General features: G+C 43.3%; 17 protein-coding genes. 4 read left to right on the top strand and 13 right to left on the bottom strand.

Features of this window, described 5'->3' with window-relative positions:
• Positions 1 to 118 precede the first annotated feature (118 nt).
• The gene (locus tag ACU37H_RS15565) at positions 119 to 325 is read right to left on the bottom strand and encodes a hypothetical protein (protein WP_472705401.1); all 207 of its coding nucleotides are present in this window, start codon (positions 323 to 325) and stop codon (positions 119 to 121) included.
• A gap of 101 nt (positions 326 to 426) precedes the next feature.
• On the opposite strand from ACU37H_RS15565, the gene ACU37H_RS15560 reads away from it, so the two are divergent.
• The gene (locus ACU37H_RS15560) at positions 427 to 831 is read left to right on the top strand and encodes a hypothetical protein (protein ID WP_472705403.1); all 405 of its coding nucleotides are present in this window, start codon (positions 427 to 429) and stop codon (positions 829 to 831) included.
• Between the two features lie 211 nt (positions 832 to 1,042).
• On the opposite strand, the gene cas2 is transcribed toward ACU37H_RS15560, so the two are convergent.
• The 11 genes from cas2 to ACU37H_RS15505 form a co-directional block, all read right to left on the bottom strand.
• Positions 1,043 to 1,381, bottom strand: a complete 339-nt coding sequence (gene cas2, locus ACU37H_RS15555) for a CRISPR-associated endonuclease Cas2 (protein ID WP_472705405.1) — start codon at positions 1,379 to 1,381, stop codon at positions 1,043 to 1,045.
• Between the two features lies 1 nt (position 1,382).
• The gene (gene cas1 / locus ACU37H_RS15550) at positions 1,383 to 2,291 is read right to left on the bottom strand and encodes a type II CRISPR-associated endonuclease Cas1 (RefSeq protein WP_472705407.1); all 909 of its coding nucleotides are present in this window, start codon (positions 2,289 to 2,291) and stop codon (positions 1,383 to 1,385) included.
• Between the two features lie 12 nt (positions 2,292 to 2,303).
• Positions 2,304 to 6,572, bottom strand: coding sequence for a type II CRISPR RNA-guided endonuclease Cas9 (gene cas9 / locus ACU37H_RS15545; RefSeq protein ID WP_472705409.1), 4,269 nt, complete (start codon positions 6,570 to 6,572; stop codon positions 2,304 to 2,306).
• Positions 6,573 to 6,832: 260 nt separating this feature from the next.
• Positions 6,833 to 7,339, bottom strand: a complete 507-nt coding sequence (locus ACU37H_RS15540) for a hypothetical protein (RefSeq protein WP_472705411.1) — start codon at positions 7,337 to 7,339, stop codon at positions 6,833 to 6,835.
• Positions 7,340 to 7,341: 2 nt separating this feature from the next.
• The gene (locus ACU37H_RS15535; protein WP_472705412.1) at positions 7,342 to 8,940 is read right to left on the bottom strand and encodes a hypothetical protein; all 1,599 of its coding nucleotides are present in this window, start codon (positions 8,938 to 8,940) and stop codon (positions 7,342 to 7,344) included.
• Positions 8,941 to 9,140: 200 nt separating this feature from the next.
• Positions 9,141 to 10,019 carry a DUF4407 domain-containing protein gene (locus ACU37H_RS15530; protein WP_472705414.1) on the bottom strand — a complete coding sequence of 293 codons (879 nt, stop codon included), beginning with the start codon at positions 10,017 to 10,019 and terminating at the stop codon, positions 9,141 to 9,143.
• Positions 10,003 to 11,250, bottom strand: coding sequence for a DUF4407 domain-containing protein (locus tag ACU37H_RS15525; RefSeq protein ID WP_472705416.1), 1,248 nt, complete (start codon positions 11,248 to 11,250; stop codon positions 10,003 to 10,005). The genes ACU37H_RS15530 and ACU37H_RS15525 overlap by 17 nt, the downstream gene beginning before the upstream one ends.
• The gene (locus tag ACU37H_RS15520; protein WP_472705418.1) at positions 11,247 to 11,780 is read right to left on the bottom strand and encodes a hypothetical protein; all 534 of its coding nucleotides are present in this window, start codon (positions 11,778 to 11,780) and stop codon (positions 11,247 to 11,249) included. Before ACU37H_RS15520 ends, ACU37H_RS15525 begins: the two co-directional genes overlap by 4 nt.
• On the bottom strand, positions 11,780 to 12,928 hold the full coding sequence (locus ACU37H_RS15515; RefSeq protein WP_472705420.1) for a type I restriction endonuclease: 1,149 nt from the start codon (positions 12,926 to 12,928) through the stop codon (positions 11,780 to 11,782). Before ACU37H_RS15515 ends, ACU37H_RS15520 begins: the two co-directional genes overlap by 1 nt.
• A 79-nt stretch (positions 12,929 to 13,007) precedes the next feature.
• The gene (locus ACU37H_RS15510) at positions 13,008 to 13,634 is read right to left on the bottom strand and encodes a thermonuclease family protein (RefSeq protein WP_472705422.1); all 627 of its coding nucleotides are present in this window, start codon (positions 13,632 to 13,634) and stop codon (positions 13,008 to 13,010) included.
• Positions 13,635 to 14,011: 377 nt separating this feature from the next.
• On the bottom strand, positions 14,012 to 14,971 hold the full coding sequence (locus ACU37H_RS15505) for a hypothetical protein (RefSeq protein ID WP_472705423.1): 960 nt from the start codon (positions 14,969 to 14,971) through the stop codon (positions 14,012 to 14,014).
• Between the two features lie 356 nt (positions 14,972 to 15,327).
• Here ACU37H_RS15505 and ACU37H_RS15500 point away from each other — a divergent pair, with 356 nt between their 5' ends.
• From ACU37H_RS15500 to ACU37H_RS15490, 3 genes are all read left to right on the top strand, one after another.
• On the top strand, positions 15,328 to 15,513 hold the full coding sequence (locus ACU37H_RS15500; RefSeq protein ID WP_472705425.1) for a hypothetical protein: 186 nt from the start codon (positions 15,328 to 15,330) through the stop codon (positions 15,511 to 15,513).
• Positions 15,514 to 15,607: 94 nt separating this feature from the next.
• Complete coding sequence (locus ACU37H_RS15495) at positions 15,608 to 17,248, top strand: ATP-binding protein (RefSeq protein ID WP_472705427.1); 1,641 nt, start codon at positions 15,608 to 15,610, stop codon at positions 17,246 to 17,248.
• Positions 17,238 to 17,915: a response regulator gene (locus ACU37H_RS15490; protein WP_472705429.1), complete on the top strand. Its 678-nt coding sequence runs from the start codon at positions 17,238 to 17,240 to the stop codon at positions 17,913 to 17,915. Before ACU37H_RS15495 ends, ACU37H_RS15490 begins: the two co-directional genes overlap by 11 nt.
• A gap of 87 nt (positions 17,916 to 18,002) precedes the next feature.
• Here the strand turns inward: ACU37H_RS15490 and ACU37H_RS15485 are convergent, their stop codons facing one another.
• Complete coding sequence (locus tag ACU37H_RS15485) at positions 18,003 to 19,334, bottom strand: M12 family metallopeptidase (protein WP_472705431.1); 1,332 nt, start codon at positions 19,332 to 19,334, stop codon at positions 18,003 to 18,005.
• Positions 19,335 to 19,531 lie beyond the last annotated feature (197 nt).

Raw genomic sequence — 19,531 nt, 5'->3', positions numbered from 1 at the left:
TGTAATTTTTTTGCATAAAGTTTTTAGACATAAGTAGGGTTAGTCGCTGTGCGATCCGTTGGCGGATGCAGGGGTTTTGTTTGCAGTTTTTGTTTTGACTGCTGCATTACTGATCCTGTCAGGTAGGTTGTTCTGTAAACATCTCCTCTTCATTAAGGCCGGTTATGGCTTCTATTGCTTTCACAGCCCGCCGGGTGCTTAGTTTTTCATCGTCATTGGCGATCCACCTGGTGATGGTGGGGTAGCTTACCTCCAATGCCAATGCCAGCTTCATTTTTAGTTGGTCGTCCCGGAAAGTGTTTTTCAGTTTCTCTGTTAGTTTCATTGTCAACTATTATATTTGATAATCAAAATTGTCGACACAAAAATAATATCAAAAACAGCACAAATATCATTATTAAAAAAATTTAGAAAGTGTAAAAAATAATGAGTTTTGATTCAATCTTATCTAACGATTTCGAGTATTGTTTAAGGATTCTAAAAGCACATGGGATCACGAAAGGCGAGGTGGCGAAGCGGATGAGTTTATCGTCCGGGCATCTAAGCCGGATGATCTCGGGCAAGGAGCCTATGACCAAGAAAAACACCGAGTTGTTCAACCAGTTATTCAGCAAGTGGGTCACTTTTGAGCCACCTGAGATATCTATTGTTAACGATCCGGAAGCGTCTTATAAATCGCTGGCCTATTACCAGGATCTGGCCGCTGACCGGGAACAGACCATTGAAGAACGGGACCAAACGATCTCTTCGTTGAACTACACGATTGCGCTGCAACAAGAGAAGATCGCTGAACTGGAAAAGGCATTGAATGAACAGCGCAAGAAGGGATAGCCGTTGATCGACGCTCAAGTAACTTTGGTCTTTGACAACACCCGTTACGGGAATCAACTACAAAGAAGCGTTGTGAATTGCTTTCATTCTTGAAGTAACTTTGGTCTTTGACAACGCGATTGGCCAAAAGCCACTACCAGCAAAGGATCCAGGTTGTCAACAGCATAAAAAAACGGGCTTCACGCCCGTTTTTTTATTTGTATTCCATCCATTAAAACAGTTCTAATTGTTGCGCCGGTACAGGAGCGTCCGCCACTTCTTTTCCATTGAAGATCTCCATTTGCCCGAATTGCTTATCGGTAATGCACATAATACCAATATGCCCCTTAACAGGCAAAATGTTTTTAACCCGCTGTATATGCACTTCTGCATTTTCACGGCTCATGCAATGACGAATGTACATGCTGAACTGGAACATGTTGAACCCGTCATCCAGGATCATCTTGCGAAACCTTGCATACCGCTTCCGGTCAACCTTAGTTTCTGCAGGCATATCGAACATTACCAGTACCCACATAATACGATATGCATTGAGTCGTTCAAAATTCATTTTAACTGAATGAAGGGGGCAGTACGGGATACAACAGCTTGCGGCTTTTGCCTTCAAAACATTTTGCCAAACTGGAAGTGGTGCGTTGCACCGCGTTCATGAGCGGACTTTTTTCATCATCAATAACCACATCCATTGCCGGTATTCCCAGCAGCTGCTGCTTTATCGACGGAGACATTTCCAGGAACCTCCCGTTATTGCGGACAATGTCATACACCAACTTGTCGACATAAGGCCGGTACGGCTCCATAATATCATCAGCCAGACAGTAAGCGTTGTACTGGTTCCGGTGAAAAATGCCCAGCGTAGGCAATAGGCCGCTGCCAACTAAATTGCGTGCCACCAGGGCCCGTAAAATGGCATAACCATAGTTCAACAAGTTGTTAGGCGGCTCTCCTTCTCTAAATCTCTTAAACCCCGGAAACAAGGGAAAGATATTCTTCCAGTAATAGTTTGCGGCCTGCGCCTCGTAGTTGTCGCTGTCGCCGCTTTTCACTTTAGCCGCCATCCGGAGCAGCGTTTGATTGGGTATCCTGTACTGCTGCAGCAAATGGGCCTGGTTAGCGATCTTGGCGGTGACCGTTTGTTGCCACAATTGTTTTTTTAAAGGTAGCGAAGCATTGACCTGGTGTTGAAAGCGCTGACTTTGCAGCGTATGTCCATCCAAATTTAACATCAGGCCCGTGGGATGGTGAATGTCATTGCAAGTGATCAATGCCACATTATTGGCCAGCAACTTTTCTATTACCGCGTGTGTGATCGTTATCTGCCGATGATCTAACACTAAAACACCTATATCTTCGATGGCTGCCGTCTTTACTTCACCGGTATCGGCCAACTCCACTACTAATTGCTCATTTTTGGTTTTGAGATAAGCCGGGTTGCCGAAGTATAGGGTACGCTTGATCATATTTTCGTCTCATTAATATTCACCAACCTGAATTATCTTACCTAAATGATCGATACGAATCTTGACCATACCGTTTAAATTACCCATTGACTGAAAATGTTTATAGGTAAATTCTATATTGTTAGTAACAGAAGTCTCCAAATGATGCCGAAACATATAATTCTTTGTAGCCAATTTCTGCACCCTGAATAAATTCGGGCTAATTATCTCCCTGTTTTTGGGGTCCAATAAATTAATCGCTTTCGGATCAAAACCGGTTTTTTCATTTGGAAAAACAAACATTTCATTCTGCTTCATGGTAAATAGAAATTGCCATCCTAAACCCTGATTATAAGCTTTGTCTATCACTGGCTCCCCAGCATTAACGAGTTGCACAGCATCAAACAACGACACTACCCGTTCCTGTAAATTCCCTTCTGCATCCTGATAAATAGCCACATGATGGTTATTGCCTGTACTTACAAAAGAGCTTTGAATTTGCTGGCCGTTTTTATTCAAGATCGCGCTCCCCAAATGATCCTTTTTGTAGTGTAAGGCTTCTGCATTCTTTACCCCGCTAATCCTTACCCGTTTAATGCTAATGCCTTTCGCTTCGTTTAACCAGATCGGGTTTTTATCCAGATCGCTGAAAGCCTTTTTAGGATCACCACCGAAGTCTTCCAACCGTTTCAATAAAATTCGTTTTACCCCTTCATCTAATACCTTTTCAATGGTTTTTACATCTTTCAGGTTTTCAGGTGTTATATTTTTTCTTATTGAGTAATTTTCTTCCAGCCAAACCAGCTTAACCTTTTCAGGTAAGATTTCCTGCTTTGCCGCATCCAGATAAATTTGGTTTTTACTCAAAGAATTTTTACCACCAAACGCCTTCTTAGGATCGCCATCGTTCGCTGTAAGCCGCTTTAGCAGGAGCTTTTTGTACAAGGGATGCGCCACTTTTCCAATAGTGTCTTCATCAAATTTTGTCCCTACTTTTTCCTCTTTGCTTCCGTAGTAATTGTACTTACCATAAATCGTTTCCTTGTGCAATTGCCCACGTGGAGTAAGCTCGGTTTTAATTTTCTCGCCCTTTGCCGTCTTTATTCGGTTCTTGTTTTTGGTAACCACTTTGTTCTTCGCTTTGTGCGACACGAATATATTTTCCAAATGTTCTTTTGCTACTTCTCTGAAATGGGGCATAGGTGCTATAAACTTTCTTTTACGATTTCCCAAATCGTCATACACCAACTCTGTTTCTTTCTCTTCGATCCCCAAAATACTATTGTGTAGCTTGTGGCTTTCATTTTTCCTGGCATTTAAGTGGTTTAAATATTGAATATGGCTATGCTTGGTAAAAGCAATGGTTAAGGCATCGACTGCATGATGACGATGATCGTTGCGCTTGCTCCAATCGATAATACGTTCCTTAAATCCGCCGTCTTTCTTTTCAATCATTTCGGTTAAACCCAACGCCCGGAATTTTGGAAGGTTGATTTCCTGCATCACATTGACTAAGTCCCAATCTTCACGCAACCGGGCCGTAATTTCCCCACTGGTTGAAACCACATTCCGGCAAATGCTGTACAGCATATTTTTAGCCTTTTTGGCGATGTATTGGCTTTCGCGAAGATCCCTTTCAATAAAGCCGTCCCCAATATGGGCCTGGCGCTTTTGCAGCTTTTGAAATTTAGCTTTGCTTATCCCCTCTTCCTTATTGTTTTTGCTCAGCTCATATAATTGTGTAATCCGCTCAACATAAGCTTCCGCCTCATTTTCCCCGTATTTACCAAGTATGTAATCGTAGGCGGTTTTATTGCCCTTTTCCTGATTGTCTTTTCTGTAACATACGGTTTTATTAGAAAAACTATCGTCGAACAAACTCATTTGAGGAATGATATGATCTACATCCACATTTTTTGAAAACAACGCCTCCCGGGGAATATACGTGTTGGTGTACAAGTCTTTATAGCCGTTGTCTTTAAGCTCCACATATAATTTATACCGGATAATGTCATTCCGGCTCGGGTTTTTTATTCCAAATTCTGTTTGAAGGATTTTGACGATTTTTTCATGCCTGATTTTTGCTTCATTGATATTACTGGTCATTTCGGCTCGTTCCGCTGCATTCTTTTTCAGTTCCCGTGCAAGCTCAATCCGTATTTCATCAAAATGAAAATCTTCCGGTAAGCCTTGTCTTTTTCTTTTGGCATTTTCCTCATCTATTAAGGCATTGACAACATTCACCATTTGATTGAGGATTTTTTCTACCACCGGGCTCCGCAATTCGTTTTTCTTCAACAAATCCAATTTTTGCTGCAAGGGGCGATTGGCTATTTCATCTTTAGTTAACGATGATGCTGAATGTTTATAACCAACCTGCAAACAGGCTTTATCATAAGTAAGCTCTTTCATAAAAGGAAAAATCCTTCGCATGGCTTTACTGCTCAGGTTACCATAATCATCACTAAAAGCAATATTTACTAACACCTTTGCATGCTCTGGCTTAAAGCCGAATTTTTCGCCCAGCTTCTTTTTTAAACCGATGTTGTCATGTCCGTAGATAAAAATATCCTTCTCTGAGAATTTCCTGTTGTCATCCTCTGCCGAGTAAAGCAAATGCCACAAGCCATAAGAAGCCTGATGCTCGAAAGCCTTTTCGTCCAACTCCGCATCAAAATCAAGAATGGCAGTATCAATTTCCAAGACTTCAAAAATAGACTGAACCATCTTTTTGATTTCTGAAGCTGGTTTCTCAATCTTTGAAACATCAATATCGTCGCTGCCCAAAAGCTTTAACAAATCTTCGTCGTAGCCTTCCAGTTCCAAAATTTTCAGATAAGCATCATACAACACTTTATTGGTACGGTTACCTTCCAGCGTGTGATAATTGGCTTCCCATTCTTTACCTTTATAACCTAATATTTTCAGTGCCTGGCTGGCAAGCATGCTTCCCTTGATATTCAGCTCTTCAAACAATTGTTGCTTGGCATCCAAATCAGGAACCAACACTTCTTTCGTGCTTTTATTATTGAACTCAAGATTATTCAGCACTTGCCATATTTTAAACTCCTGAAACAAAGGCGAAGACTTAGGGGCCACACGTAAGCCAATCCGCTTTTTTGTTTTTTTGCCGTTTTTTTCGCTAATAATTTCTTTGCTTTCAAATTCGCAAAAGCTGATCAACCCTTTTTGGGACTTTAGTTTGCGCTGATAGAAAATAACGACGTCCCGGATTTCTTCCTTTAACGCCGGTGTTAATTCCTTATGAAACCGGACTTGCGTTTCCCATATCGTTTCAAATTCATCTAAATAATCCTGACGGTAAAACACCTGGCCCTTCAACCTTGTGTGCGGATTTTCTTTGATTTGCTGATGCAAGTATTGTCCCACCGTTTGTTTGTTAAAAAACAGCTCTTTGCTTCTGTCGGAAATAGCGCCCAAATAGCCACTCGATTTATTCAGGTCGTTATTGATTTCTGTAATCACATAAGCCACTTCTTCCTTACTCAACTGCCGGGAAACAGCCTCCGCTCGCCACTGATAGGCCTGTAGTTTCTTTTCATCGCGAGTTCCTTTATTTTCGGCAGTATTAAAATTGTATTTTCCCCAAAAAGCGGCAGAGGTTGCCCTTTGCCCTTTCCCTTCCAGATGCTTTTTAAAATCATCTGTCAATATCTCGGGATAAAACTGTTTTTGAAAATTCCATACTTTGTCCAGCTCCGTAATTAGATCCGAGCGATAAAAATCAGGCAGGTGTTTCTTTCCTTCCTTCAGTAATTGACAGGCCAATTGCCCGGGCGTGAGGCCTTCTTCGTACAACCTTTTGGCAATTGCCATCCCGTCGATAATTTGACCTTCCTCTTCGTTCTTCGCTTTACGGCTGCTCTTGTAACCTCTTTTTTTATTAATAGCCAAAAGCACTCTTGCAAAAGCTTCCAAGGATATTTTTTCTGTAGCTGCCAAAGCACGTAACGCATAGGTAGAGTGCGTAGTACCTTTTCCATCTTCGGCCAGTATCGTTTCTTCCGAAATGATTTTATTAGATTTCAGCAGGTCAATCAAATTATCCCTGCGCATTTGGTAACGGTCAAGGTTACGACGCATACCTCGTTTTAACGTGCGATCGGCATTTACCGAGACTGGCTTTCCTTTTTCAAAATTGGTCTGTTCATCTGTTGTCAGGGGGTTCACGCGAACACCGATTAGTTCAATTGAAGAATTTAGGCGATTTTCATCTTCAATTACTTTGGCAAAACCGATGGAGGTGGTGCCCAGATCCAGCCCCAAAATATTTTTTCCCATAAGTGCGAATTATTTACCCTTAAAGATATATGATCAATTTTATATATTTTAAGGATTTCCGTAATACGTATTGGATTTTTTTGATTATTATTGTATCTGAAAGCAATTCACAATAAGGGTGATCCCGTTGTGAAAACATTCAAGGCGGCGCAAGTCGCCTTTTTTTTTATTCCGATATCGATCTAAATGATACGCTGCGGGCGATTACTAAGTAGGACACTTTTATCCGCTTCATCCTTCTGCTTTTGATTCGTTACTTATTAGCGGTAATACGGCACGCCAACACTTGGTAAAAACGTTCTCAACAACATTTCGAACACCGGCATCAGGCAATATAAAAAGGCTATGAATAGCGCACCTTTTACAAGGAAGTAGACAATGTGATTATTTTCTATTTCCCTGGTTGGCACTCTATGCCCGATACTCAGAAAGACGAATATCTTAATGCCGTAATACCACAAAGCCAGCCAGATATTGCTTAGCCCTATAAATAAAGAACTGGTCTTGGCAATACTGCCCAGAGGTGGATCGGCATTGATCTTAACGGTCATATCTACGTACTCGTTCAGGATGGTAAGCGATTGAAAATTAACCATAGCAAGTGCGATCACCCAAGCGACCATTATAATACCAAATGCCATGCAGATCTTGCCCTTAAAATCAGATACTTTCTTTTCCTTTCTTAGCAAGAGCTGCACCACCGTTAACGATACTGCCAGCGAAATAATCCCTACAATCGTGAGCGTTATGATTTTAGTAGCTTCCATAATTATTTTGATTTTAATGATATCCTCCAATAGTTAAGGTTAGAGATCTCTTTTGGTAAAACACCCGCCCTGACCTCAGCAGCGGTTGTTTCCCAAAGCACATAGCGCTTACCCTGGTAGTGATAGGCTACGCCGTTGATCGGCAGATGAATCCCTATTACAGAGTGATGATAATATTCGCTGCTTAATAGGGCCACATCATATCCATAATGAGAAAAAAGGGTGTACAGCAATAAGGTTCTCGTGTCGCAATCACCTTTGAGCGTGGTCATAAATTCAACAGGCGAGTTGATCCCATACTTCTGATACCCTTCGCAACGGGCACCTTGGGACAGCAGATAGTCACGAACAACTCTGTCGTTGTACAAGTCCGGGTAACAACCATCGGTAAGTACGATCGCATACGGTATATCCTGGACAAACGATACGATCATCTCGGCAAACCGGACGCTGGACAATTGTTGACGGTTTTGAATACTATCGAAGAGCTGATAGACGCCACTCAAACGGTGTTTATCATGCTCCTTTAATGAGTGGATCACCTGATCATAAGCCTGCTCGCTATCTGATCGGATATGGAGTTGCTTCTTAAATCCGCTTGCATTAATCCAATCGTTTTGTCTCATCCATATCGTTCCTTCGTATTGATTACCATCGTAGTCATTCCAGGCCCGGAAATGCTTTATAAGCGTGTCGTTAATGACTTTATTATTAATGGTGTCTGTTATGGGGACTGATTGCATTTTACGCTCCATAGGCTGGTCTTCAGCAATCCGTTCGGCCACATCATGCCCGGTTGTCTTACCAAAATATTGGAACAGGCTCAGTACCACCCCTGCTAAAACCAACACACCGATCAGTCGAAACAACCAGTTATAGAATATTGCGGGAAGCAGTCTAAGTAAAAACAGGATCAACAGGAAAGGCAAAAGTATAGCCGCCTTAGGGAGTATTGCCAACAAAGAGATTATGAAAATGATCAACGTCAAAAGCGACGTAGCTGAAGAAAGACATCCACCATTCTCCCCGGACATTCTTGACTTTTGGTACCTCCACGAACCCCAGTATGTCTTTTTATAATTGGAGCGAAAAAACTCTGTGCGGTAATAATTCCCACTATGTTCAAAATTGCCGGTAGGCACGGCTGTTTCCAGATGGGCCTCTGGCTCGCTCGTCCCCGGGACTTGTTGTTTTCGATCGTGCCATTCGTACACTTTTTCGGAGTAAGGTTGCGGGACAAAGTCCACGATATATCCGGTTATAACAGCGTCAATCGTACCAAACACCTCTTCTCCTTCGTATTGATGCAATTTTTGGTTTAACTCAACGGAGGCGATGATGGGTTCGTGAAGATTGACCTCATATTCATTGCCATTACTGTGTAAAATCGTATGCAATAGCTTCGGGAAGCGTTTCCTGGGAATCTTTACATCCTGTTCCAGTGCAAACGGTGTTTCGCTATAAACGGCATCTTTCAGCAAGGCTTCGTAAATAGTGAAATAGAAAAACGGGGTGTGTTCAGATTGGGAAGCCAGGTCTAACGTTTTTTCGCCCCAATACTTCCCATGCAATGCTGCTTTTATATAGGTTAAGCGCGGCACTTCTCAGTTTTTTTCAACCAACCTGTATGGTTCTCCCGACTCGTCAACGTGCCGTGTTTCATTTATTATTTTATCCGCTTCCGTTTCCTGGTACCGCTTTGTCTTATCTTGTTGCAAGCTCATGTCTGCCCTGCCTGTCCTTTTGTTTCTGAACAGCAGATACAATATCATGGTGGCAGCGATTATAGCAATAATATAAATCAACGATTGGTTTGATAAATGTGATTTAATAGCTCCTGCTCAGAAAGCAGATCCTTTTCAGACCGCTTTGAAACGGTGCGGTAAGGCGGATTGGCCCAATACTCAAACTTGTCCGTATCGCCTGGTGATGTTTCGTTCAAAGTTTTAGTATAATAGTCCTTATATGAGGTAATATTGAGTTGATCTAAACGATTGAGCACAGGCATCAGAGCGTTCCATATCGCTCGATTATATTCTGCAATACGACCGGCCAAAATCTGCCGGTATTCCGATTTGAAATCGGCATAGTCATCATCGATAATCCGTTTTTTTATGCTGGCTTTTTTTTCATAAAACACACCTGATCTCCTGATTCTATATTTCAGGAAAATAGGTAATAGAAAAATGAGGATTACTATAATAGTGATGATCCAGGCCCAAAAGTTATGAGCCAATAAGATCCTGATATCAGCGGCAAATGAGGCACTGTCGGGCCTTAGCATAAAAATAGTCAGGGGCTGAGCGGTGATCATCGCCAGTAGAATGACCAACCCTATCCTTAACACCAGAGATATATTCAACTGAACGATTTTAGGTTTTGCAGCTTTTTGTTTGACCGGCAATAAAGTAGGCGTGATCGTATAGAGCATCAGCACATATAAATTCGTTACAATACACCCCCAAATCAGTCCTATACTAATATCTGCCACAGCGTTATGAAACAGATGTTCCGTAAAGTTCAAAGCGCTTACAAAACAGCAGGCAAGGATCATTAATACGAAGAGACCAATGACTGAAAACTGGCGTTGGACCTGTATATCGCAGCTGCTTATAATAGCATAATCTTCTCCGGAAAATTTACAAAGAGCATCCAGGGTTTGCTTAGGTAATGATTTCATCTGGATTTATCTTTTTGATGTATTCTTCCAAATTGGCATCGATCTTCTGCTTTTCCTGCTCTTTGTATTTTGCTATGGCATATTCCGTCAGTTCTTTTTGGATCTTGGTGACCTGGCATTTTTCAAACACCATTTTGTGAGCCTCGTGGTTGATGACTAAATGCCTCTCCACGCCTTCTTTGTCTTTATAAAAGTCATAACGGACCTCGATACCATTTTCAGCACGGATCAAATCATCCCGGTTTTCTACGAGGTAATCATAGGGTGTCTTGTTAAGCATCAGCTTGAAAAAAATAGGTGTCAACTCAATACTTAGAAATAACAACGTAATGAATAGCGTGATCCAAAATCCAGCGACTTCGTGTGATAGTTTAATGCGCTCCAGCAAACCATCCAAACCCTGTGCCACCTGGACATTTGTAGCAAGCGCCTTTTCCTTCTCTGCTAAAATGTCCTTGCGCTTTTTGTTTGCTTCGGCGATTTTGGCTCCGTTCAGTTCGTCAAATTGACCAAGCTCTGCTTTGAGAGCGTCAATCTGCGATTGTATAGCCTTCGTGAGATTGCCGTTGCCCGGAGGAATACCTTCCACCCTGCCCATCAGATTATCCTGCATATTTTTTTCGGCAGCTTTTATCCGATTAATTAAATCCTGCCGCTGCACGCCGACCACGCCTAAATCATCTTCAACTACTTTTAAACGCTCTTCGAAATTTGCGGTCGTCCGCTTTTCAAACTCCTTCTGAAGAATGAGTTGCTTTTCATAAAGCTTATTGTTGATCTCTGTTTGAAACATCCTTATTTCAATAGGCTTTGAAATCGTGATTGCAATGATGGCGCCCATTACAATCCGCGGAATCGCGCTTTTAAATTCGCCCCATGTGATTTTTTCCGTTCCATCGCCTTTTCCCGTGCTGGTGACGATGAAGCGGTCGATATTGAAAATCATCAAACCCCATATAATTCCGAATAACAGCGAGCCAATAACAGTCGGATAATGAATATCATTAGTAAGCGCAGATCCTTTGGGCGAAAAAATCGTGTAGAAGGCATAGCCACCTGCCAAACCAGCCATCGCACCTGTGGCAACAACGATGCCGCCCAGACACATATACTTGATCTGATCACTGTATGTAGCACGCTCCAAAATATATCTGTCGCCTCCGGCAGCCTTCCACATAAAACGCATGACCGACCCGGCCCTTGGAGTGACATAATACGTTCGTTGTTTCATATAAAATCCTCAATTTTAAAGGGTGTATAAATAACCTCAGTGAAGCCCGTCAGCACGGAAACTTCATTAAGATATATGTTCGGATAGTTAAGCTGCAGGCCCGGCACAGGCATCGATGGCCGCAGTCCGGGGCTACGCAAATCAGTCAATCTCATCCGGTAAATCTTCGTTTTGAAGGCGGATGTATTCACCTTTGCCTCTTTTTGTAAACGTATGAGATACTCTTGCTTTTGAAAAAATCCGAAAACCTCCAGGTTTATAGTCTGTTGATCGATAGAAGCCAGATTTAAAACAATAGACTCCTGCGAGCGGTGTCTTTTAATGTTGCTCACCCTGTACCAAACAGCATTCTTAAACTCCATATTGATCAGCAGATAAGCATTGTCGAAATGCCAGCACCTGTAATAATGTAGCCGAACCTTTTCGAGACGCCTTTTAAATCGAAAAAGCAATACCAGGTATCGTCCGGTAACGACTAAATACCATTTCAGAACCGGGCCTGCTTTCCTGATCACATTGAAGATCAACATCACAATGAGGGATTAGATGTGTTCACACTGCTTGCATTATCAACATTCGCCGCAGCTTCCGTTTCGGTCTTTTGAATATAATTTTCTATTGTCTTTAGCAGCTCTTTCCGGTACCTATAAATATCATCCAGCGAGTCTAACAGTTTTCGTTCTCCGTTGTCTTTTCCTTTATGAAAAAGCTCCAGATATTTTTTGGAGTAATTGAAATGCAGACGGGCCAGGGGTTTCCGATTGTTGTCGTCCAGCAGGATACCAAAATAGGACTGCGTGTCGCGAAAGGCAATCCGGGCAGCCGGTACCGCTTCCCTCAAAATGGCTTTCACGATCTGGCATCCCTCCTGCTCCTCTTCCGTGGTGACAAGCTTGACGTTGTCCACATGATCGTCAACCGGATTGATCTGTTCGTCGGTCTGTACCGAGGGAATCTTTTCATTAATGCTTAGGGCATTCTTGAGCCTGTGGCTGATTAACTCATTGATCGAATTGGAGAGGGCTCTTTTTGTATATTCTTTGAAGGTGGCCAGGCGCGAAGCGGTTAAAGGCTTTTGAAAAAATCTACTGACCAGCATCTTTACCAGATCGTCGGACGGCTCCTGCAGCTCTTTTTCAAATTCACTGCGAACGGCCTTGATATACTTTAGTGCCTCTGCCGAATCCAGGATGTTATCGAGATTATAGCCGGCCTTGGTAAAGTTTTCCAGTAGTTTGAGGCTCGAGTCTTTCAGGTCTGAAAGATCTAAAGTAAAGAACGGCTTATCGTCCATGATGTTGGGACGCTCCAGGTCGGCATAAAAATTATAAATATGCCCGTTCGTTAAAACACCGAACCTTGATTTGGACACGTGGTAATACCGGTGCAATTGAGCGTTATGTGCATCCGCTTTTTCTTTCCAATGCTTACACTCAATGATAAGAATCGGCTCTCCATCCTTTTTAATTACATAGTCAATTTTCTCACCCTTTTTGGTTCCTATGTCGCAGATAAACTCGGGCACTACTTCTAAAGGATTAAAGATGTCGTATCCGATAGCCTGAATAAAGGGCATTACAAAAGCATTCTTGGTAGCTTCCTCGGTCTGAATCTGATCTTTGAGCGCATCCACCCTTTGATGCAGCTGTTCCAGTTTTAACTTAAGATCTTTTTCCATGATACATTTTTTACAGATTTAACGTAGCCGCGCCACTGCCGCGGATCCAACTCACTCAGCCGTTTTTATAAAGGTGTTTTCAATAGGTTAGCACTATGATGCGTTTTGATTGCGCTGTATTTAAAAAGTACTTTTTACTGCGTCGCCAGGTCCAGGGCGCTACCGCGTTCCGGTGTGACCATAAGCCGATCTTTTGTTTTCTGGCCACCATTTCCAGGTTGGCATACGTGGTGTCGTCCGAATATTTTTTATAGTGCCAGGCCAGACCATTTTTGATCAGCTCTTTGTTCAGATTGCTGCCATTTTCCAGGATGATCTCCGCTATGAGCCTCCGGTACCGGTCGGTAACACCATGGTGAATCAGTCGTACCGATGACTGGAAGCAATGCCGGGCAACAAAAAGTTTCGCTTTATTTCCAAACGCCTGTTTTGTTTCCGGACAATCTACATGAGCTAATCGCACTGCCTGCGGCCGTCCATGGATCAGCAACTCTATGGTGTCACCATCTTTTACTCGTATTACTTTGTAAGGATACGCTTCCGATACCGGGACATAATTAGATTCTCCGTGATCGTAATGGCCATCGCAGGCCCTTGTGAGGAAAAGCAACAAGAGCACTGTGATCCACCCGGATCTATTTACATACACCACAGGTGCCCCCGTCTTTTGCGCAATGCTTGCAGTACTTGCAGTTTTTACAGGCACTACAAGACTTCTTGCCCGTGCAGGTGGCTGATGCTTCTGCATGGTGCTGCCCGGCCGCCAGCTGCGAATGACCGGAGCTATTACACGAAATAGAAAAAGCTGTCAGGAGCAAAAGAGTCGTCAGACGGATTGTGTTGCGTTTCTTCATAAACCTGTTTTTATTTGGATAGCGGCCGGTGTGTTCCTGCCGTGTTCAAAACAAAAATAGACTCCGATGGCAAGCGATTATTACGGAAAACCGTAAAGAGAAAAAATATTGAAAAGGCTTAGAAGAAGACGGTTGCAGGATCAGACGAAATAATGATCAGCCCAATTTAAAAAGAGCTCATAAGTATGATTGCCAGTCACACGCCTGGTATATTAATACATCAGAGCGGCTATTGTTTCACATCCAGTACATACTTTTCAATGATGTAGTTTGTAACAGGCTTCAGTCTACGTTGATGTTCTATGGGATGAAATCCTCCTGCAGTGTAAAATTCAATAGTGTCATTGAGTTTGGTATACCATACCCTATCGACGTCTTTGAGAGTAATCGTATCGGGGCGATTGATTTTTTTGAATCGCTCCATTTTGACAGAGTCCAGGGCGATGACCAGCACCCCTTCTATCTTCCGACTGCAGTCTATCGGTTGGTAATGATCGACGGACCAATACATACATGAAAGCTTCGCGCCAAGTGAACTGCTCGAAGACCCGAGCGCCTCCTTCGTTTCCTTTCCCTGGTAGAATTGAATGCCGAGAAATGTCAGGCCGACTGCACCGATCATCACTGCGACCCCTCGCACACTCACGCGTCTTTTACGTTCCGGAGGCTTGATGGAAACTGCATACGGTACTGCCCGCTCTTCAAAATTGGGTACCGGTTCCACGACAGATTCATGAAGTGCCGTTTCAGCGCTGGATATTTCCTGCTCTTCTGTTACAGGTTCTTCTTCCGGTGAAGTAGCCAGATCGCTTTCGGCTATCGGGTCAGGCGCATAATTTACACCGAGCTCAAATGGTCTTCGCGGAAAATCGATCAGGAATGCCAGCAGCTCAATATTTTTTTCTTCGGTCCCGCTCGTCTGCTTGCGAAGAAAATTGACCAACGGCTTGAACTTATCAATATCACATCTTCTTATGGCTTGCAGCACGGCAACTTTATCATCGCCCACACCAAAAAAATCATACAGTCCCTTTTCATCTTTTCGCTTTTGATATCTTCTTTGACAAACAGCAAGGCACTCCTCTCTGAGCTTAGCAGGAGTGGGACGCATTAAGGCTATGGGTAGCTCATTGGCAGCTACTTGTTGCTCATAAAACTGCAGTACCGATTGGACGTAATCCTCATACATATTGCAAAGATTATAGATTAAAACTACGGAATTTACGGAATTCCCCAGGCCTTTCCGGAATGCCTTCGGAATGACCGGAATTACCGGAACCACTTGCTAACCAGCCCTTTAAGCCGATCTAACTTCGCTTCAGAAATCGATTAAAGACTCTCTGGCTAAGAGTTTCACTGTACAGCCTCGATTTTATCAGGACTTCAAAAGCGGTAGCTGATAACCGGTTGGGAAGCGTTTAAAGGCTCCCGCTATTGCAAGTTCTACACTCCCTTCCCGACGGCGTAAGAAGCGCTTCTTACCGCCTTTTTCAACCTGCGCGGCATGCAGCCGGGCAACATTTTTCAACTATTAAATCAACAAAAATGATAGAGTTAATACTCGCGTTTTTCCTGGCGCTTTTTCCAGGATACAATACGACGCCTGACAAGGCTCATGATACACCAATGACTACCATGAGCAATAGTGAGTGCTGCGGCGGAGAGGCAGGACATATGCCAAACCAACCACCACCTCCACCACCTCCTCCTCCGCCACCCAGTCAACCTTAATCAGGTTACCGATTAATAAGGCAAGAGCGATCTTGCCTTATTTTATGTAAGGGGTGCTGGATAATATTTTCTAATTTTAAGCCAAATAACTGTTTTGAAGAAAACATCCTACACCTATATTCTGGCGCTTGCAATCATTAGTCTTTTTGCCTGTCAGCGTACTGCTCCCAAACTTAGAAAGTTTGAAACATCGAAAGATTATAAGAAAGGCGAGGCACTGAAAAATACGGACGCCGATTCTGCATTTTACTATTTTAATAAAGTTGCACTAACCTCTAAAGACAGCCTGGAAGTCGCAATGGCATACAATAAAATGGCAACTATTCAGACAGACTTTGGCGATTACTTTGGCGCACAGGAACAACTATTAACGTCTTTAACCTATCTCGATGAGAAAGACACCAATGATCATTCCTGCCTGGCATCGGATTATCACGAGCTCGCCCTAACCAATTATCACCTGAAAAACTATGATGCGGTGGTCTTATATTCCGATCGTTCGGGTCAGTTCACCAAAAATTATTCAGGCATGGTCGCTAATCTCAAAGCGCTCGCCTATCAAAAAAATAAAAACTACGATCAGGCGATATCTGTTTTGGATTCTATTTTACCTCTACAGACTGACAGTTCGGAATATGCCCGGGTATTATCAAATCTGGCCCGCACCCAATGGCTGAAAGATTCCACCTACAAGGCGGCACCGGAATTCTGGCAGGCATTACGCATCCGCCGTAAAGTAGGTGACAGCCGAGGCCTGAACGCCAGCTATGGCCACCTATCTGATTTTTATGCGGCTTCCAATCCAGATTCCGCACGTTACTATGCACGCGCACTGCACCATATTGCTACTTACCTGAAGAGCCCGGACGACGAGTTGGAGGGACTTGCTAAACTGATCCCACTGAGCCCGCCTGATGCAGCAAAACAATATTTTAAGCGACACGAATTTTTAAGCGACAGTTTGTTGACTGCACGCAATAATGCCAAAAATCAATTTGCGGTAATCCGCTTTGAGACAGAAAAACACAAGGCGGATAAACTTGTATTACAGAAAGAGAATGCGGAAAAGAAATTACGGATCATCGAGCAGCAGGTGTTACTGGCCGTTGTATTGATCGCAACGTTTTTCGTAGCGCTATGGTACAGGAAAAGAAAACAGCAGGCGCTTCGCGATCAGCAATTAAGAACATCGCAGAAGGTGCACGATGTGGTAGCTAACGGATTGTATCGCCTGATTACCTGGATTGATTACGAACCGAAACCGGACAAAGAAAAAATACTGGATGACCTGGAAGATCTTTACGAACGGTCGCGGGACTTGTCTTATGAACCTTCTGATTCTGTCAGGCCCTCCGGAGATCATTCGCTGCCGGCCCTTTTAAAGTCCTTCTCGAATCCAGCTACTTCGATATCGATTGTAGGTTATTCGGAAGCGCTATGGAATCGACTGAAGCCGAATGCTCAAACAGAGCTGAAGCATGTGTTGCAGGAACTGATGATCAATATGAGGAAACACAGTGCCGCCCGCAACGTTGTTGTAAAATTTAAAGAACAGGAAAAACGCATCGCGATTCATTATACAGATGACGGTAAAGGTCTGCCGGAAAACTTCAGGTATGGCAACGGTCTTAAGAGTACGGAAACCCGTATTTCCGGGATTGGCGGCCGCATTATTTTTGATACGTCAACACCAGGTGGATTGAGCATCCAATTAATTATACCAATTGACCAATAAGATGATCCGAAAAGTATTGATCGCTGAAGATCAGGAAACAGCTAATATCTCCGTGCAGAAAACACTGGAAGCGATAGGAATTACCAACCCCGAGTACGCTTACTATTGCGACGACGCGTTACTCAAAATCAAGAAGGCCTTGCAGGCAAACGATTCGTTTGACTTGCTGATCACTGACCTGCATTTTGAAAAAGACTACAGGGAACAACAGTTACTGGACGGCACTGCGCTTATCGAGGCGGCGCACAAAGCACAACCGGACCTGAAGATACTGGTGTTTTCGGGCGCTGCCAGACCGCTGCAAATCGAGAAGCTATTTAACGATCCCGGAATTGACGGATTTGTCCGAAAAGCCCGAAGCGATGCGAAGGAGCTCGTTAAAGCCATTGAAGCGATCGCTGCCAACCAACGTTACTATCCCAAGCAGCTGATCGACCAGGTGAAAAACAACAACGCCCATGAGTTTACTGACTTTGACATTCAGATCATATCGCTCATGATCCAGGGTAAACGGCAACAGGAGATTGCCGATCATTTTAAGCGAAACAACATCCGCCCTGCTGCGCTCAGCAGCATTGAGAAAAGACTCATGTATATGAAAGAGTCCTTCAATTTTTCAACAAACGAGCAACTGATCGCGCACTGCGTAAAAATGGGCATTGTTTGATCCCGGGCATTCCGTGGTTTCACCTCCCTAAAATAAAAAGACGCTGCCCGATGGGCAACGTCCTTTGCTGAAGGCATTACACAATGTTTAGTTTAACCTGGTCAGGACAAATTGTTGTTTCTGATCATTGCTGGCTGCCGTGCCTACCACTATGGGCGTTAGATTGGCGGTCAATCCGTTTTTTAATTCCAGGCGTAAGTAGGACGCATGTTTGGGATGGAAGCTGAAGCCTTTGTTTCCCAGGTTATATAAGTACCATTTTTGTGCATTAGTACCGGTATACGATCTGAGCTCGACCGCTGTGCCATTGGCAGTGCCGGAATTCCGTACGGTTAAAACTTTGGTGGTATCGACCAGTGACTTGATGATAAAATACCCGTGCTCTGCGGGCCGGAATAAAAATCGCTGATTGTCAAAATTATGATTTGAATACAAAATTACTGACGTACCATTCGCTGAAGCGCCTCCCGAAATGTCAAAGGACTTGCTGCTGATCAGCGGCGTGCCGATGCGATAGACGCCGCCTACAAATGTTGTGGCATTGAAAGGTTTATACAAATGATTGATCCCTGCGTAGTCGCCAGCCGAAACTTTGCTCCGCTGCCCCGTGAACGTGGTGCCGTCCAGCCTTGTCATAGGAAATACGGTGTCTGTTTTTGCGAAAGCTGTAGAGCTGTACAACATCACTGATTCGAAATCAAAGGGACCAAACCCTGCATAGTCGAAATAAATATTGTAGTTATGCTCTTTTCCATCCTGTACTTTGGATGTATCGACAATGACATACTCATCCCGGTCTGGCCGGCTCTGCTCATGCATGATACCTAACGAATGCATGATTTCATGAATGGTGATAAACACATGATTATAGTTATAAAGATTGATCGTATTCACCCCGTTTTTACGCCAGCCCAGAGGAGAGCTGTTGCCTGTTGACTTGACGAACTTAAGATACTCGGGCTGATCAGTCCGTTCTATAAACCGCACAGGGGTATGTGCTTCGATACTGTCGAATGCCCGGTTCATAGTATTCACAAAACTGGCGTACTGACTGGCGGTGAGGGTTCCGCCACTACTGTCAGGCAATTGGTAATACACGATACCATTGGGCCAGGTCTGTATATATTTTTGTGCGATCGTGCTCCTTTCATATTTTCCATCGTTATCAGAAAGGCTTTTCAACATGTTGAACTGCTCTGTTGAGAGAACGATATCATCAGCGAAGAAGTAGGCCCCGTCGACCTCATTGACATAAGTCACGTTCCCATTGACCATAAACCTGTGAATAATAGTACGGTCGTCTAACTGGTAAACACTGTGGTTTTCATTGTTTCCGGAGTCTTGTAGCGACTCTTTCTTACACGACTGGATGAGCGAAACTACTAATAAGAGCATCAACGCAGGAATAACTGTTTTCATAATAGGTATTTGATTTGGTGAAGAATCTCATGTAAATAGTGGTCTATAAGAGGAACATTTTCTCATATAGCATATTGGTCTCTATATCTTAAAGGTTAAAGGTCATGTCAAGCTGATAGTAATTGCAAAAAAGGCTTACTACTTCCCGAAATAATCAGGGAAAAACGAGCTTCTCTATTGATAGCCAACGCAACAAA

Source organism: Niabella sp. ZPM-14, from assembly GCF_055693045.2.
The sequence above is the reverse complement of the archived record's forward strand: the minus strand, read 5'-3'. Positions and strand labels throughout refer to the sequence as shown.